The following is a 15,916-nucleotide window of genomic DNA, read 5'->3' as shown; positions in this document are numbered from 1 at the left end:
GAGAACCGAAGAGGACCCCCTGCCCGACGAGGAAGCCCTCTTCCTTTCGTACAACTATCGGTCACCGTCGTGGAGGTGCGGACCGGGAGCTGAGCTTCTGGGTATTCGGCCCACGCCGAATCTCTACTGGGCGGGCCCCCGGCGCCTGCACGCTGCCGTTCATGTCCGTCGTGCAACAGAGACCGGTGGCGCGGCCCACCGGCTATGTCCGTGTCTTCGCCGTGCCGGAGTTCCGGGTCGTCTTCGCCGCTCACACGCTGTCCATGCTCGGCGTGATCGTCAGCGAGATCGCGCTGTCCGTGCTCGTGTACGACCTCACCGGCTCGCCGCTGATGAGCGCGCTCGCCTTCGCGCTCGGCTTTCTGCCGTATCTCGTCGGCGGCACCCTGCTCTCGGGCGTCGCCGACCGCTTCCCGGCCCGGCGGGTGCTGGTGGTGTGCGATCTGGTGTGCGCGGGGTGCGTCGCGCTGATGGCGCTGCCGGGGGCGGACATCGCCGTCCTGCTCGCGCTGCGCTGCGGCCTCGCGGTCGTTTCGCCGGTGTTCGCGGGGACGCGCATGGCGACCCTCGCGGACATCCTGGGCGACGGCGACCTGTTCGTGCTGGGCCGGTCCCTGCTGCGGATCGTCGCGCAGAGCTCGCTGCTGGTCGGGTACGGGCTGGGCGGGCTGCTGCTCACCGTCGTGGTGCCCCGGCACGCGCTGCTGATCACCGTGGGCACCTTCCTGGCCTCGGCCGCGCTGCTGCGCCTCGGCACCCGGCGGCGCCCCGCCCGGGTCAGGGAGGCCGGGGATCGCCAGGGCACCCGGCAGGTGTTCGCCGACCGGCGGGTGCTGGTCCTGCTGCTCCTGTCCTGGGTGCCGCCCATGTTCTCCGTGGCCCCGGAGGCGCTGGCCGCGCCGTACGCCGACGATCTCGGCGCCGGATCCACCGGCCTCGGCCTGCTGATGTGCGCCCTGCCCGTGGGGACGGTCGCGGGAGAGGTGTTCGCGGGCTCCCGGCTGCGGCCCGTGACCCGCGAGCGGATCGCGCTGCCACTGGTCTGCCTGCTGCTGCTGCCCTACCTCGGCTACGCCCTGCACCCCGGCCTGCCGGCCGCGCTGCTCCTGCTGCTGCTCTCCGGCGCCGGATCGGCGTACACCCTGGGCCTGGACCAGTGGTTCGTGCGGGACGTGCCGCAGGAGCTGCGCGGCCGGGCGATGACCGTGCTCAGCGCGGGGATGATGACGATCCAGGGCGTGGGCATGGCCCTGGCGGGCGCGGCGGCCGAGTTCGTCGGCGTGGCCGCGACCGTCGCGGGCGCCGGGGCGCTGGGCGCGGTGTGCTGCTGTGCGCTGGCGGCCGTGGTCCGGCGTACGGAAGCTCCGGGCGACCGAAGGCCGAGACAGAGCTGAACCCGAAATGACCGGCCGGTAGGGTCGGTGCCGTGCCGAAGCCTCTCAGTCTTCCCTTCGACCCCATCGCCCGTGCCGACGACCTCTGGAAGCAGCGCTGGGGAAACGTGCCGTCGATGGCCGCGATCACCTCGATCATGCGTGCGCACCAGATCCTGCTCGGCGAGGTCGACGCGGTGGTGAAGCCGTACGGACTGACCTTCGCGCGCTACGAGGCGCTGGTGCTGCTCACCTTCTCCAAGGCCGGCGAGCTGCCGATGTCGAAGATCGGTGAGCGGCTCATGGTGCATCCCACCTCCGTGACGAACACCGTGGACCGGCTGGTGAGGTCGGGTCTGGTGGCCAAGCGGCCCAACCCCAACGACGGGCGCGGCACGCTCGCCGTCATCACGGACAAGGGCCGCGAGGTGGTCGAGGCGGCCACCCGGGACCTGATGGCGATGGACTTCGGGCTCGGGGCGTACGACGCGGAGGAGTGCGGGGAGATCTTCGCGATGCTGCGGCCGCTGCGGGTCGCGGCACACGACTTCGACGAGCAGTGACCCGGCACGACGTCGACGTGCGGTGACCCGGGACAAGATCTCCCGGAACGGGCGGTTACGCTCGTCGGCATGAAGAAAAGCGTGCTGACCCGCTACCGCGTCCTGGCCTATGTCACCGGTGTGCTGCTCGTGCTGCTGTGCCTGAGCATGATCGCCAAGTACGGGCTGGACATGGACGGCGCGGCGGACTTCACCCGGGTCGTGGCCATCGCCCACGGCTGGCTGTACGTCGTGTACCTCGTCTTCGCCTTCGACCTGGGCTCCAAGGCGAAGTGGCCGGTCGGCAAGCAGCTGTGGGTGCTGCTCGCGGGGACCGTCCCGACCGCCGCGTTCTTCGTCGAGCGGAAGGTCACCCACGAGCTGGAGGCCAAGGTCGCCGACCAGGTCCCGGCCGTCGCCAAGGCGTAGGCTCCACCGCCGCGCGAGTACCGCGTGGCGGTTTGCCATCGACATTTACTAGGACGTCCTAGTAAATTCGATGGTATGGACGCTGACGCCATCGATGAGGGCCGCACCCGCTGGCAGGCCCGGTACGACGCCGCACGCAAGCGCGACGCTGACTTCACCACGCTCTCCGGGGACCCCGTGGAGCCGGTCTACGGACCCCGACCGGGGGACACCTACGAGGGCTTCGAGCGGATCGGCTGGCCCGGGGAGTACCCCTTCACCCGCGGGCTGTATCCGACCGGCTACCGCGGCCGCACCTGGACGATCCGCCAGTTCGCCGGGTTCGGGAACGCCGAGCAGACCAACGAGCGGTACAAGATGATCCTGGCCGCCGGCGGCGGCGGTCTGTCCGTGGCGTTCGACATGCCCACGCTCATGGGACGCGACTCCGACGACCCGCGCTCGCTGGGCGAGGTCGGGCACTGCGGAGTGGCGATCGACTCGGCGGCGGACATGGAGGTCCTGTTCAAGGACATCCCGCTGGGTGATGTCACGACCTCGATGACGATCAGCGGACCCGCGGTCCCCGTCTTCTGCATGTACCTGGTCGCGGCCGAACGCCAGGGCGTCGACCCGTCCGTCCTCAACGGCACGCTCCAGACGGACATCTTCAAGGAGTACATCGCCCAGAAGGAGTGGCTCTTCCAGCCGGAGCCCCATCTGCGGCTGATCGGCGACCTGATGGAGCACTGCGCGGCCGGCATCCCCGCCTACAAGCCGCTGTCGGTCTCCGGTTACCACATCCGCGAGGCCGGTGCGACGGCCGCGCAGGAGCTGGCGTACACGCTGGCGGACGGCTTCGGTTACGTGGAACTGGGCCTGTCCCGCGGCCTGGACGTGGACGTCTTCGCCCCCGGCCTGTCCTTCTTCTTCGACGCCCATGTCGACTTCTTCGAGGAGATCGCCAAGTTCCGCGCGGCGCGCCGGATCTGGGCCCGCTGGATGCGGGACGTGTACGGCGCGAAGACCGACAAGGCCCAGTGGCTGCGCTTCCACACCCAGACCGCCGGTGTCTCGCTGACCGCCCAGCAGCCGTACAACAACGTGGTGCGCACGGCCGTGGAGGCGCTCGCGGCCGTGCTCGGCGGGACCAACTCGCTGCACACCAACGCCCTGGACGAGACCCTCGCGCTGCCGAGCGAGCAGGCCGCCGAGATCGCCCTGCGCACGCAGCAGGTGCTGATGGAGGAGACCGGGGTCGCCAACGTGGCGGATCCGCTGGGCGGTTCCTGGTACGTCGAGCAGCTGACGGACCGGATCGAGGCCGACGCGGAGAAGATCTTCGACCAGATCAAGGAGCGGGGGCTGCGCGCCCACCCCGACGGGCGGCACCCGATCGGTCCGATCACCTCCGGCATCCTGCGCGGGATCGAGGACGGCTGGTTCACCGGCGAGATCGCGGAGTCCGCGTTCCGCTACCAGCAGTCCCTGGAGAAGGGAGACAAGCGGGTCGTCGGCGTCAATGTCAACACCGGCTCCGTCACCGGTGACCTGGAGATCCTGCGGGTCAGCCACGAGGTGGAGCGGGAGCAGGTGCGGGTGCTGGGCGCCCGCAGGACCACGCGTGACGAGGCCCGGGTCCGTACGGCCCTGGACGCGATGCTCGCCGCCGCACGCGACGGCTCCAACATGATCGAGCCCATGCTGGACGCCGTACGCGCCGAGGCGACCCTGGGCGAGATCTGCGGGGTGCTGCGGGACGAGTGGGGTGTGTACACGGAGCCCGCGGGCTTCTGACGAGCACACGCCACCGCGCCGCCCACCGCCCCGAGGGCATGCTGGGCGGCGCGTCATGCCGGCTCCCCGCTGGGGCGACAGGCCCGAGTCCGCTTCCGGGCCGGCCGAGCGGCCGGCGGCCCCGCATCCCAGCCTGGGGGAGTGGTACGCGCTGGTCGGGGACGACGAGAGCAGGCCGCCGGAGTCCTGGCCGCTGCGGCCCGACGCGGCGGAGTTGGAGCGGTTCGGCCGCGCCTCCGACGCGGGCGGGGACCACGGGGTCCGGCTGACGATCGTCTGCCGGAACCCGGAGGTGCACCTCGATGTCACGTGCGCCGGCCGCACGGGGGTTTCGCAGATCGGCAACCGTGGCACGCCTGGGCCCGGACGGCGTCCGCGGCCCGGTGACGGCGGTCGCCGAGGTGTGGGAGCCCGAGTGGGCCATGTTCGTCAGCCACTCGACGCGCCCGCCGTCCGCGTGAGCCGGCTCAGTCCGCGTCGGCGCCCGTCAGGCCCAGCAGTAGTACCCGCGTGAAGCTCCGTACCCACTCCTCGTCCGCCGGCTCCGCGCTCACGAGCGTGCGGTGCACCACCGCGCCCGCCACCATGTCGAAGATGAGGTCCACCGTGCGGGCCGCCTCCTGCGGATCGGACTCCGGGGGCAGCTCGCCGCGCCTCTGGGCCCGTGCGCGGCCCTCCAGGACCAGGCACTTCTGGCGGTCCACGATGGAGTCGCGGATGCGCGCGCGCAGCGCGTCGTCCCGGGTCGACTCCGTGACCACCGCCATCAAGCCACTTTTCGCCTCCGGACGGGCCAGGATCGCGGCGAACTGGAGCACCACGCCCTCGATGTCGGCCGCCAGGGAGCCGCGGTCGGGAAGGACGAGTTCGTCGAAGAGCTCGGCGACCGCGTCGACCACGAGCTCGTTCTTGCCCGACCAGCGACGGTAGAGCGTCGTCTTTGCAACCCCGGCCCGCGTGGCCACGTCTCCCAGAGTGAGCTTGGACCAGCCCAGTTCGACCAGCGCCTGCCGGGTCGCCGCCAGGATCGCGGTGTCCGCGGCGGCGTTGCGCGGGCGACCGGTGGCGCGGGTGGCGGGAGTGCGGCTCTGCATCCCACGACCATAACCGGCCGTTCTTGTGCAGTCGTGAGGGAGATCACCGGGGCGTGGTGTCGCGGAGACCCTCGATTGGATTACGCTACGAGTCGTAGCGAAAGCTCGCGCTGGACGTGCGCGGGCGGCGCACACGCACGACGGACCAGTGGCGTGGGGTGGGGACCCGGCGCTTTCACATCGTTTTTCACTCACGCGCGGGAACGGGGGAGGATAGACGCATGCAGCCACGGAACATGTCCATGAGCGGCGTCGTCGACCTCGCCGCGGTGAAGGCGGCCCAGGAGGCCAAGGCCAAGGCGGAGCAGGCGCGCGCCGACGCCGCCCGGCGGGGCGGGGCGGGGGCCGTCTCCCCGGCCGAACTCGTCATCGACGTCGACGAGGCCACCTTCGAACTCGACGTACTGCAGCGCTCCGCAGAGGTACCGGTCGTCATCGACTTCTGGGCCGAGTGGTGTCAGCCCTGCAAGCAGCTGAGCCCCGTCCTGGAGCGGCTCGCCGTCGAGTACAACGGGCGCTTTCTGCTCGCGAAGATCGACGTCGACGCCAACCAGATGCTGATGCAGCAGTTCGGGGTGCAGGGCATCCCGGCCGTCTTCGCCGTCGTCGCGGGCCAGGCCCTGCCGCTCTTCCAGGGGGCGGCCGACGAGCAGCAGATCCGGGAGACCCTCGACCAACTGGTGCAGGTCGCCGAGCAGCGCTTCGGGCTGACCGGCCTGACCGTCGACCCCGACGCCGAGCCGGGCGGTCGTGCGGCCCCCGCGGCGCCGGCCGGGCCGCACGACGCGGTCCTGGAAGCCGCCGTACAGGCCCTGGACGCGGGTGACCTGGGCGGGGCGATCCAGGCGTACAAGAACGTGCTGAGCGAGGACCCGGGCAACTCCGAGGCCAGACTGGGTCTGGCACAGGCCGAGTTGCTGGAGCGGGTGCAGGGCGTCGACCCGCAGCAGGTGCGCAGGGGCGCGGCCGAGAAGCCGGCGGACGCGCAGGCGCAGATCGCCGCCGCCGATCTGGATCTGGTCGGGGGCCATGTGGAGGACGCCTTCGGGCGGCTCATCGAGACGGTGGCGCGCACGGCGGGTGACGACCGGGATGCCGTACGTCGTCGGCTCCTGGAGCTCTTCGAGCTCGTCGGTGCAGAGGATCCGAGAGTGATCGGGGCACGCCGGGCCTTGGCCCGGGCGCTGTTCTGACCGGGATCCCGAGCGGGGCGGCGGGCCGGTTCTGACCAGTTGCTAAACGTCACGTCGTGTGATGCCCGAGTGAAAGATTTGCCTACGAGGCGTCAGTGCGGCCGCGCTTTACCAAATCTTGGTAATCGCGGCCGCTGTTACTCGGAGTAAATCCAGGACGTAGTTCTGTCTGGTTCTGTCCAAGAGTGAACGGGTTTGCTCTGCCCCTGGATGCCACTGAGGGTGTCCCTCTGAGACCGCCGGGTCGTTGTTCGGTTATCCGGCCGTTACTAGTGAGTAACGAACCCCCTTGTGCGGGCGGCGAGAATGCACCACGATCGGCCACGCTCGGTCCATTCCCCCACCCCGACAGCCGGTCGGGTGCACGGGTTCAACTGGGTCCCCACCGAGCAGAGTCGGCGGCAGTGGCGCCGGCTCTTGGACAGGGGGGTCTTCGCCATCACGGCGAAGCCTGTCCAGCAGGTTGTGCGTGATGCGTGTCAGGCGCGACCAGTGGTTGTCGCTCGGGGGTGATCGCCGGTGATTCGGGCGCGGTTCGCGCCTCTGAGTACGGGCGCTCCCCTTCCCGAGGACGTAGCACTTCTCCCATCCCTGCCCGGCTGAGCCGCCGACTGGTGACTAGTCAGGGCCAGGAGATGTACGTCCGAGAAGGAGGAAATATGGAGTCCCAGGTGCGTGGCGGGACCAGATGGAAGCGGTTCGCTGTGGTCATGGTGCCCAGCGTCGCCGCCACGGCGTGTATAGGTGTCGCCCTCGCGCAGGGCGCTCTGGCCGCGTCGTTCAGCGTTTCGGGTCAGTCGTTCAAGGTGACGGCGCAGGAGCTCCACGGCAAGGGCTTCGCGCAGTACGGGGCGATCGACCAGGGCTACACGATGTCCGGCGGCAAGACGGCTCACCCCGTCGCGGTCTCGGCCTTCAAGTCGGCCACGATCCAGAAGATGTGCCAGTCGGTCGTCACCCCGGACATCCCGATCCTCGGGGATGTCACGCTGCGCCTCGAGGCGGGTGACAGCTCCGACGAGGCCAAGCAGGTCCAGGCGGAGAACCTGTACATCGACGTCGACACCCTCGACGCCGACGCCACCTTCCACAACATCGACATCGGTGTGGCCGCCAAGGACGCCAGCAAGGGTCCGGGCATGAAGGGCAACGGTGAGCAGGCCAACCCGTTCGGCTTCGCCCAGCAGGCGGACTCGGCGGACCTGAGCAACGTGAAGCAGACGGCGTGGGCGACCACCGCCGGAACCTTCAAGCTCAGCGGTCTGCACATGTCGCTGCACAAGGGCAGCGGCGCAGGAATCGAGTGCTACTAATCGCTCGCTGACGGGCGGGGGAGCCGATGGCGCCCCCGCCCGTTCCCCCTTATGACCGCGTCTTCACGCGCGGCACACATCACCACCACAGCAACGCCGCACCAGGGAGCTGTTTTCCATGAGCGCCGAGATTCCTGCCGTCGTACCCGGCCAGTTCACCCGCCGGAGGCTGCAGTTCCGCGCCTGGCGGGGCACTCGTCCGTTCTGGGCCGGTCTGTTTGTCCTGCTCAGCGGTCTTCCGATCATGTACTTCCCGTACTTCAACCTCCAGGTCGGACATCTGACGCTGGCCATGGCGACCACCGCCGGGGCCGGTTCCCTGATCATCGGCGTGCTGCTCGTCGTACTGGGCGTCAGCCTCTGGTTCCAGAAGCACGTGCGCACCTTCGCGGGTGTCGCGGCGATCCTGCTGGGGCTGGTGTCCCTCCCCGTCTCCAACTTCGGCGGCTTCCTCATGGGCTTCCTGCTCGCCCTCGTCGGCGGAGCGATGGCCGTGGCGTGGGCGCCGGGAGTGCCTCCGCAGCCGGAGCCGGCCGAGGGGGCCACCACCGGCGAGGGTGGCGCGCCCGAGGCCGCACCCGAGGTTGCGCTCGACAAGGACATGGGCGGCGCGGGCGAGTTGAACGACCTGTCAGGAACGAGCCCGGCGAACGGGGCGAACGGGAGGCACAGTGCCGGCTGACGAGGTGACCCACGGGACTGATGTGGACGAGTCCCGTGTGAGAACCGGGCCGCGGCATGCGGCACCCAAGAAGCCGCTGTTCACCAGGTTCCACATGCCGGCAGGCAAGGCGATAGCCACGGTGGCGATGCCGACCGCGGTGCTCATGGGCATGGGGTTCACATCGAGCCTCGCCCTCGCCGACGGCAACTCGACGACGCCGCCGTCGTCGAAGAGCCTGACCGCCGACGAGTACAAGGACTGTGTCAAGGCCCTGGACGCGTCCCAGAGCCCCTCGGCCACACCGACGCCCTCCGCGTCGGCGAGCGAGTCGACGGGCCCCACGGACACGGCCACGCCGACCCCCACGGCGTCCGCCGCGGCGCAGGACTCGTCCTCGGGCAAGACCTCTTCGTCGGACTCGGGTTCCGCCGACAAGGCCACGCCCGCGCCGTCCGCCACGCCCTCGTCGGGTTCGTCGGACACGTCGTCGTCCGGTGGCGGCGACACGGCGACCGCGACCCCGTCGCCGTCCGCGACCAGCGGGAACCTGCTCGACACGATCGGTGACGCGATCAAGGACGTCTTCACCGGGGGCAGCGGCGACTCGACCGCCACCGCGAGCCCCACGCCGTCGGCCTCCACGGCCACGCCGTCGCCTTCGTCGTCCTCCTCGTCTTCGTCGAGCGACAGCAAGGCGTCCGGCAGCACCGCCACCGACACCGTCAAGGACACGGTCGGCACGGCCACCAAGACGGTCGGCGACACCGTCAAGACGGCCACCGACACGGCGACCACGGCGGCCCAGAGCGCCGCCGACGCGGCCGCGACGGCCACCGCAAGTCCGAGCCCGTCGGCGAGCTCCACCACGGCCGCGGACAACTGCCCGGCCGCCACCGACGACACGAGCGGTGTCGACAACAAGGTGCCGGTGGCGGACGACCCCTGGTACCTCAACGCCAGCTCGCTGCTGCTCAAGGGCGCCGACTACCAGGGCATCGTCGAGGTGAAGACGGCCAACGGCACCACGAAGAAGGTGCTGAAGTACGTCATCTCCGGCGGAACCGACATCGGAGACCTGCACCAGACGGTGAACGACAAGCAGTCGGGCAAGACCTACCACGTGCAGGCGGCCTCCGGCTCGACGTCCACGATCCGCGACGGTGACACGGTGATGTACACGGAGAGCATCTCCGGCAACCTGTTCGGCCTGATCCCCGTGACGTTCAGCCCGGACAGCCCGCCGCCGCTCAACATCCCCCTGATCTACTTCACCAAGGTGAAGGTGACGCAGGCCGCTCAGTTCGGCGGAACCCTTCACGTACCCGGGATGCGCGTGTACACGACCGACTGAGCGGCCGTTCAAGCCCGTTCGGGAGCCGCAATGCCGTGGCCTGGCCCTCCTCTCATGGGGGCCAGGCCACGGCCATTAGTGGGCCTTTACAAGTTTCACACCTGCCTCATAGCGTGTACTTGCCGTGGGCATGACCAGCCCCGGTGCGGGGGGCACCATGCCGAAGCCATGACAGTCGTGTCGTGAAGTTCTGCCGTGCAGGTGCGCAATTCCCCCGATGACCTGATGAGGGGGATCTCGCGCTCCATGTTCAGTCACATCAGCCGTCCGGTGCGCCGGGCGGCCTCGGTCGCAGCGGGACTCGCCGTGACCGCCGTCCTCGCAATGACGACCGCGAACGTCGCACCGACCTCGCCTTCCGGACCCGAAGCAGCAGCGCATGTCACGCGCCCCGAGCGGGCGCCGCTCCTCCAGCAGGCCGCAGGCGAAGGCGCCGGGATGTTCCCGCTCCTCGCCCGTAACAAGGACGGCCGCCTCTACGACTACGAGCCCACCGGCGACGGCGGTTTCGAGCCCAGGTTCGACCTCGGCGGCGGCTACACCGACGCCACCGCCCTGGCCCAGGCCAACATCTCCCGCAACCTCACCGGCACCGACCTGTACGCCGTCATCGACGGCACGCTCTACTACACGGCCGAGCGCGGCAACGACACCAAGGTGCTCGGCACCGGCTGGGGCGCCTACAACCTGCTCGTCTCCGCCGACAACCTGGCCGGCACCGCCCAGCCCGATCTGCTGGCCCGTGACAAGGACGGCGCGCTCTGGCTCTACCAGGGCAAGGTCGACGGCACTCTGGCCGCCAAGGTCCGTGCGAGCGCGTCCGGTTGGGACGAGATGAACGAGATCACCGGCCGTGGCGACTACACCGGCGACGGCAAGGCCGACATCCTCGCGCGCAGCACCGCCGGCGCGCTCTACCTCTATCCGGGCACCGGAAACGCCACCGCGGACGCCGTGTTCGGTACCCGTGTCACGGTCGCGACCATCGGCGGCAAAGGGTGGAAGAGCTACTCCGACCTGGTCTCCGTGGGCGACAACGACGGTGACGGCAAGCCGGACCTGATCGCAGTGGACAACGCGGGCACGCTGTGGCTCTACAAGGGCACCGGGAAGTCCTCGGCCCCCTTCGCCGCGCGCACCGAGATCGGCTCGATCATCTGGTCCGGGTACGACCTGCTCTTCTGAGCGTCCGTCACCCCTTTCTCTCCTTCCCCCTTCCTTTTTCAGCAGAACGGCTGATTTTCGCATGCGCTCACACGCGTCTCCAGACCGGCGCAGACGCCGGAACGGAGCCCGGTCTCCAGGCATTTGGAGCGGGCTGCTCACCACCGCCACCGCGTTCGGCACCGCCGCCGTCATCGCGGTCACCGGCGGCCACCTCCCCGACATCACCAGGCCCGTCGCGGCCACCGCGGACACCCCGGGCACGCCCGCCGAACTCAAGCAGGCCGAGCAGCTCCGCGAGGACCAATGCCGCCTCAACTACGTCCTGCGCAAGGGCGGTCCGGCGATGAAGGAGGTGGCACGTACCGGCCTCGCCGGCACGCCGGAGCAACTGCACACGGCAGCGAACAGGGAGTACTGGACCGACACCCCGCTCTCCGTCGCCTTCGACAAGGATCGGGCCGCCTCGGAGGCGAAGTCGGCCGAACTGGGCAGCCGCGCCGACGTGTGGGAGAAGTCCCTCGCGGTCACGGATCCGCCTCCGGGCTACACGCGCACAGGTTTCCAGTGGGTGGAGCCCCCCACGCCGTTCCAAAAGATCGGCCTCAGCGGCTGGATCGGCGACCAGTACTGGAAGCAGGAGGACGACTTCTACGTCGACGTCCAGGCGAAGGCCGGCAAGGACTCCGTGGACGCGGCCACGGCTGTCTACAACGCCCGCTACTCGCCAGACAGTCATGACGACTACGACGACCGTGAGGCCTGGTACTTCCTGCAGCACATGCACGGCCTGTACGCCGACGACGCACGTCTGTTCCTCCAATACGGCGGCTTCCCGACCACCGCGCCCGACCCGGACTCCATGGAGTTCCGGATCGACGTGGAGAACCTCAAGGCCCGATTCGCCTCCTGCACCTGGAGCAACCCGGCGGACCCACACAGTGCGCTGACCGAGGAGCTGGGCACCGCGGCCACCGAATGGCAGAGCGAGCTGGATGGGCAGAAGACCCAGCGCAACGCCATCCTGGTGGCGGAGGCACGAGCGTCCACAGATCTGAAGGCAGCCTCGCAGGCCCTCGGTGAGTCGCTCGGTCAGTCGCTGATCGCCGGCCGCCTCACCGACTGGCAGGCGTACTGGACCAAGCAGAAGCCGGCCGACCACCCCAACGACTACCCGTCGAAGGCGGAGTTCGACAAGGTCAAGAAGTGGATCACGGACGCGCAGGGACGCGCTTCCGGCCGTCTCTTCGTGGTCTCCCGCGCCGCGCTCGACGCCAAGAAGGCCGCAGCCGAGGTCACCAAGGCGCAGGACGAGGCGTACGCCATCGCCGACGAGGCCGGGCTGCCGCGCGGCCGGGGCCTGATGTACAGCCAGCAGGCTGCCCAGATCGCCAAGGCGTCTGCGGCGGCGGCCCAGGCGGCGGCGAAGGCGACCGAGACCGCCTTCCAGGCCACCCGTGCCTCGGCCGGCGACAGCAAGACGCTGAACGATCTGGCCAACGCCCAGGCGCACGCGACCAAGGCGGAGTTCCGGCGCAAGGCCGCTCAGGAGGCCGAGGCCCAGGCGAAGGCCGCCTCCGAGGGTGCCGCGGCACAGGCCAAGGAGGCGGCTCAGCACGCGTCCGACGCCAAGGCGGCCGAGAACAAGGCCAAGGCCGCCGAGCAGACCGCGAAGGACGCGGCCGCCGACGCCGACGCCAAGCGGAAGAAGGCCGAGGCCGAACGGGACTACGCCAAGGCGCAGAAGGACCTGGCGGCCGCGGAACGCCAGAAGGCGAAGGACGCCGACGAGCGGGCCAAGTCGCAGCGCACCGTCGCGGCCGACAAGCTCTCCGACGCGCAGGCGGCGGGCAAGACTGCGGCGGACAAGAAGGACGCGGCCGTCGCCGCCGAGGGCAGGGCCGCCTCCGCCCGGGCCGGGGCTCGGCAGGCGGAGCAGCGGCGGGACAGCCTGCTGGCGAAGGCGGAGGCCGCGGAGTCCCTGCTGGCCGCCGTGGACAGCACCGAGGACTCCATCGAGGCGCGCAACGCGGCCACCAAGGCCCGTAAGGCGGCGGACGACGCCACCACCGCCGCGACGGAGGCCCGCAGCGCGGCGAACGATGCCACGGACGCCGCCACCAACGCACGGGAAGCGGCCACCAAGGCCGAGGGCGCGGCCAAGCGCGCCCAGGCCGCGGCGGACGACGCCAAGGCAGACGTCAAGGTGACCGAGGCATCGGTGAAGAAGGCCCACGCGGCCGCCGCCGACGCCATCGCCGCCTCCGCCGCCGCCAAGTGGAACGCCATCGCCGCCAAGGCGGAGGCGGAGACCGCGCAGAAGGCGGCCACCAAGGCCAAGGGCGACGCCACGGTGGCCCGCTCCGAGGCCAACCTGGCAGGTGCCGACTCGATCCGGGCCGCAGGCCACGCCTACGCCACCGCGCAGGCCGCGGCGGCAGCCCGCGACTCCGCGGCCCAGGTGGTCAAGCCCGCCAACGACGCCATCGAACTCGGCTCCCCGTACGCGGAGACCGACTCCTCGGCGGGCCTCGCCGTGCTGACGGGTCAGGCCGCGAAGACGGCCGCGCAGCAGCAGGCGGCGCTGGCCAAGGCCAAGGCGGCGCAGGCGGCCAAGGCGGCGGCAGAGGCCAAGGCGCAGGCCGCGAAGGCGGACGCCGACGCCAAGGCGGCGGCGGAGGCCGCGGCGAACGCGGCCGACTACGCGGCGAAGGCCGCAGACTCCGCGGCGGACGCCCAGGCGTCGGCGGACGCTGCGGACGCGTCCGCGAAGGCGGCGAAGCTGTCCGAGGCCAACACCGTCGAGTACGACAAACAAGCCAAGGAGGACGCGGAGGCGGCACAGAAGGCCGCGACCTCGGCCGACGAATACGCCACCCAGGCCGACTCCGAGGCCGACGACGCCGAGCGGGACGCGGCGAGCGCGCGCAGTGCGGCGAGTGCCGCGGAGGGCGACGCCGCCAGTGCGCGGGACGTCGCCGACAAGGCGGAGAAGGACGCGGCCACCGCGGAGGCGGCGGCAGCGAAGGCCCGCGAGCTCGCCGTCGAGGCCGCCCAGGACGCCATCCGCACCCAGCAGGCCAACTTCGAGGACTCGGAGGAGCGGGGTCGTACGGCCGACGGCGGCGGCACCGGCATCGAAGGGGTCGTGATGCGGCCCAGCGGCGACACGCTGGTCGACATCGATCCCCAGAGCGACTGCGTGGGCACCGGATCGGGTCCCGACGCGGGTTGCGACATCGACCTCAAGTACCACGTCTACGGCGAGATGGACTTCTATCTGGAGACCTGCTCGCTGCCCGGGGTCGACCGCAGCAAGTGCGGCGCCGGTCTCAAGCGGGACTACCTGACGAGCGTGCCGCTCGATGTGAAGTTCGAAGAGAAGAAAGTCCACATCAACGGCTACAAGCTCACCGCGGAGATCCTCAAGTCCGTGGCCATGGCCGCGGTCAGCGACATCACCGGCTGCTGGAAGGGCAGGATCAGCAGTTGCCTGTGGCTCGCGGGGAGCATCGTGCTGCCCAGCCTGCTTGGGAAGGCTGTCGAGGCGGCGCTTGCGGTGCGCATGGCACTGCGGGACGGCACCCGGATCAGTACGGCACTGTGGGGGCTGCGCGGCTCGGGACTGGCCGCGTCCGCGATCGCCCAACTGGAGAAGCTCGGCGGCAAGGCCCTGCTGTCCAAGTGCTTCCCCGCGGGGACCAAGGTCGCGACGGCCGAAGGACCCAAACCCATCGAGGACATCAAGGTCGGTGATCGTGTCTGGTCCCAGGACCAGGCGACCGGCAAGAAGTCCCTGCAGCGGGTGCTGAAGCTGTTCCACCGGACCGTGGCGTCCCTGGTCCGGATCAGAACCGCCGATGGCGAAGTCAAGGCAACCGGCACCCACCGCTTCTGGGTACGCGAGCGCGGCTGGGTCGAGGCGGGTGAGCTGCGCGCCGGAGACACCTTCGAGACCCGGGACGGCGGTTCCACGCAGGTCCTCGGCACTTCTGTGGTCGAGGGACCCGTCCGGGTCTTCAACTTCGAGGTCGAGAAGAACCACACGTACTACGTGTACGCGGGTTCGCAGCCGGTCCTGGTGCACAACGAATGCATCGAGGCGATCCTCAAGGACCTGGCGAACGACGGAGATCACATCATCCTCGGGATGAATCCCTTCAGTGACGACCTCGCCAAGAGCCTGGGCGGTCGTACGTTCAACGGCAGGGCGTTCGCCGACGAACTGCCCGAGGCGATGGGGATGGGCGTGCGACCGGTCTGGACGGTCGGCGTGGAACGGGCCGTCAAGAACCCGAACGTCACACTGTCCGTGTCGCTGGACGGAGTCGAAGGTGCCAAAACGGCGGACGAGGCTCTCGAATGGCTCTTGAAGCGAGGGGAGACGATCAAACCTGGCGACTGGGAGACCGTGCGAGGCAACGGGTACGGCACTGCCTGGGAGATGACCCAGCTCCGGAAGTCGGTCCGGTTGGGAGACCGGGGCTGGAAGTCGATCGACTGGTACTGGGCCGGCAAGCCGGCCTTCCCCAAGCGCTTCACATTCCCCAACGGCGAGCCGGTGCCGGATTAGGGAGAGGATACGCAGATGGCAGATTTCATCCGTCAAGGACGGCTGTTCCGGGTGGTCGGATTCAACCCCTCGCACCGGCAGTTGTTCCTTGCCAGCGAGGCACTCGCCGTGGACCGTACCACCACGCACGTCGAGGTCTACTTCGGCCACGTGGAACTCATGCTGCTCAAGCCGTACTACCGCGACGGTCTGCACATCCGACGGGCCACTCCCGAGGAGTTCGCCGTGCTGCGGGATCGGCACAAGCTCGACCCGGGCGACGCCGGGTACACCTGGATGCTGGACCCCGACGGTGACAGCTTCGTGATCGGTGGAAGGCCGAGCTGGCGCGAGGCCGAGTACGAGCTGATGGGCGACCGCGAGGCCCTGTACGACGCCTCCCAGCCCTGGCCCCCGGACTTCCCCGTGGAGTCGGGAACCGTCGACTGACCCGGCGTGAAACGC

12 protein-coding genes are annotated in these 15,916 nt (G+C 69.9%); 11 read left to right on the top strand and 1 reads right to left on the bottom strand.

Annotated features, from left to right (window positions below):
• The first annotated feature begins 161 nt into the window (after positions 1–161).
• The 4 genes from ACZ4EG_RS40310 to ACZ4EG_RS40295 all read left to right on the top strand — a co-directional run bounded on the left by ACZ4EG_RS40310 (position 162) and on the right by ACZ4EG_RS40295 (position 4,120).
• Positions 162–1,394, top strand: coding sequence for an MFS transporter (locus ACZ4EG_RS40310; RefSeq protein ID WP_467794162.1), 1,233 nt, complete (start codon positions 162–164; stop codon positions 1,392–1,394).
• Between the two features lie 32 nt (positions 1,395–1,426).
• Entirely contained in the window at positions 1,427–1,936 is a 510-nt protein-coding gene (locus ACZ4EG_RS40305; RefSeq protein ID WP_263212800.1) for a MarR family winged helix-turn-helix transcriptional regulator, read from the top strand.
• A gap of 69 nt (positions 1,937–2,005) precedes the next feature.
• Positions 2,006–2,344, top strand: a complete 339-nt coding sequence (locus ACZ4EG_RS40300) for a DUF3817 domain-containing protein (protein WP_453558917.1) — start codon at positions 2,006–2,008, stop codon at positions 2,342–2,344.
• Positions 2,345–2,419: 75 nt separating this feature from the next.
• The gene (locus ACZ4EG_RS40295) at positions 2,420–4,120 is read left to right on the top strand and encodes an acyl-CoA mutase large subunit family protein (RefSeq protein ID WP_363294318.1); all 1,701 of its coding nucleotides are present in this window, start codon (positions 2,420–2,422) and stop codon (positions 4,118–4,120) included.
• 467 nt (positions 4,121–4,587) lie between these two features.
• Here ACZ4EG_RS40295 and ACZ4EG_RS40290 read toward each other — a convergent pair whose 3' ends face one another.
• Positions 4,588–5,214, bottom strand: coding sequence for a TetR/AcrR family transcriptional regulator (locus ACZ4EG_RS40290; RefSeq protein WP_467794161.1), 627 nt, complete (start codon positions 5,212–5,214; stop codon positions 4,588–4,590).
• A gap of 221 nt (positions 5,215–5,435) precedes the next feature.
• On the opposite strand from ACZ4EG_RS40290, the gene ACZ4EG_RS40285 reads away from it, so the two are divergent.
• From ACZ4EG_RS40285 to ACZ4EG_RS40255, 7 genes are all read left to right on the top strand, one after another.
• Positions 5,436–6,407 carry a tetratricopeptide repeat protein gene (locus ACZ4EG_RS40285; RefSeq protein ID WP_467794160.1) on the top strand — a complete coding sequence of 324 codons (972 nt, stop codon included), beginning with the start codon at positions 5,436–5,438 and terminating at the stop codon, positions 6,405–6,407.
• 659 nt (positions 6,408–7,066) lie between these two features.
• The gene (locus ACZ4EG_RS40280) at positions 7,067–7,720 is read left to right on the top strand and encodes a DUF6230 family protein (protein ID WP_453558931.1); all 654 of its coding nucleotides are present in this window, start codon (positions 7,067–7,069) and stop codon (positions 7,718–7,720) included.
• Between the two features lie 118 nt (positions 7,721–7,838).
• On the top strand, positions 7,839–8,402 hold the full coding sequence (locus tag ACZ4EG_RS40275; protein ID WP_453558934.1) for a DUF6114 domain-containing protein: 564 nt from the start codon (positions 7,839–7,841) through the stop codon (positions 8,400–8,402).
• A complete protein-coding gene (locus ACZ4EG_RS40270) occupies positions 8,392–9,735 on the top strand; it encodes a hypothetical protein (protein ID WP_453558937.1) in 1,344 nt (447 codons plus the stop codon). The genes ACZ4EG_RS40275 and ACZ4EG_RS40270 overlap by 11 nt, the downstream gene beginning before the upstream one ends.
• Positions 9,736–9,981: 246 nt before the next feature.
• Positions 9,982–10,920: an FG-GAP repeat domain-containing protein gene (locus tag ACZ4EG_RS40265; protein WP_453558940.1), complete on the top strand. Its 939-nt coding sequence runs from the start codon at positions 9,982–9,984 to the stop codon at positions 10,918–10,920.
• A gap of 61 nt (positions 10,921–10,981) precedes the next feature.
• Positions 10,982–15,472: a polymorphic toxin type 27 domain-containing protein gene (locus ACZ4EG_RS40260; protein ID WP_467794159.1), complete on the top strand. Its 4,491-nt coding sequence runs from the start codon at positions 10,982–10,984 to the stop codon at positions 15,470–15,472.
• A gap of 15 nt (positions 15,473–15,487) precedes the next feature.
• A complete protein-coding gene (locus tag ACZ4EG_RS40255; RefSeq protein WP_453558946.1) occupies positions 15,488–15,901 on the top strand; it encodes a hypothetical protein in 414 nt (137 codons plus the stop codon).
• Positions 15,902–15,916: the final 15 nt, after the last annotated feature.

It is taken from the genome of Streptomyces sp. NPDC025638 (assembly GCF_055558775.1).
This window is presented reverse-complemented; position numbering and strand designations above follow the sequence as displayed.

Excerpts from the sequence above, each read along its gene's own strand:
- ACZ4EG_RS40260 (WP_467794159.1), top strand. The coding sequence starts at position 10,982 with ATGCGCTCACACGCGTCTCCAGACCGGCGCAGACGCCGGAACGGAGCC.
- ACZ4EG_RS40285 (WP_467794160.1), top strand. The coding sequence starts at position 5,436 with ATGCAGCCACGGAACATGTCCATGAGCGGCGTCGTCGACCTCGCCGCG.
- ACZ4EG_RS40295 (WP_363294318.1), top strand. The coding sequence starts at position 2,420 with ATGGACGCTGACGCCATCGATGAGGGCCGCACCCGCTGGCAGGCCCGG.
- ACZ4EG_RS40280 (WP_453558931.1), top strand. The coding sequence starts at position 7,067 with ATGGAGTCCCAGGTGCGTGGCGGGACCAGATGGAAGCGGTTCGCTGTG.
- ACZ4EG_RS40255 (WP_453558946.1), top strand. The coding sequence starts at position 15,488 with ATGGCAGATTTCATCCGTCAAGGACGGCTGTTCCGGGTGGTCGGATTC.
- ACZ4EG_RS40265 (WP_453558940.1), top strand. The coding sequence starts at position 9,982 with ATGTTCAGTCACATCAGCCGTCCGGTGCGCCGGGCGGCCTCGGTCGCA.
- ACZ4EG_RS40300 (WP_453558917.1), top strand. The coding sequence starts at position 2,006 with ATGAAGAAAAGCGTGCTGACCCGCTACCGCGTCCTGGCCTATGTCACC.
- ACZ4EG_RS40275 (WP_453558934.1), top strand. The coding sequence starts at position 7,839 with ATGAGCGCCGAGATTCCTGCCGTCGTACCCGGCCAGTTCACCCGCCGG.
- ACZ4EG_RS40310 (WP_467794162.1), top strand. The coding sequence starts at position 162 with ATGTCCGTCGTGCAACAGAGACCGGTGGCGCGGCCCACCGGCTATGTC.
- ACZ4EG_RS40290 (WP_467794161.1), bottom strand. The coding sequence starts at position 5,214 with ATGCAGAGCCGCACTCCCGCCACCCGCGCCACCGGTCGCCCGCGCAAC.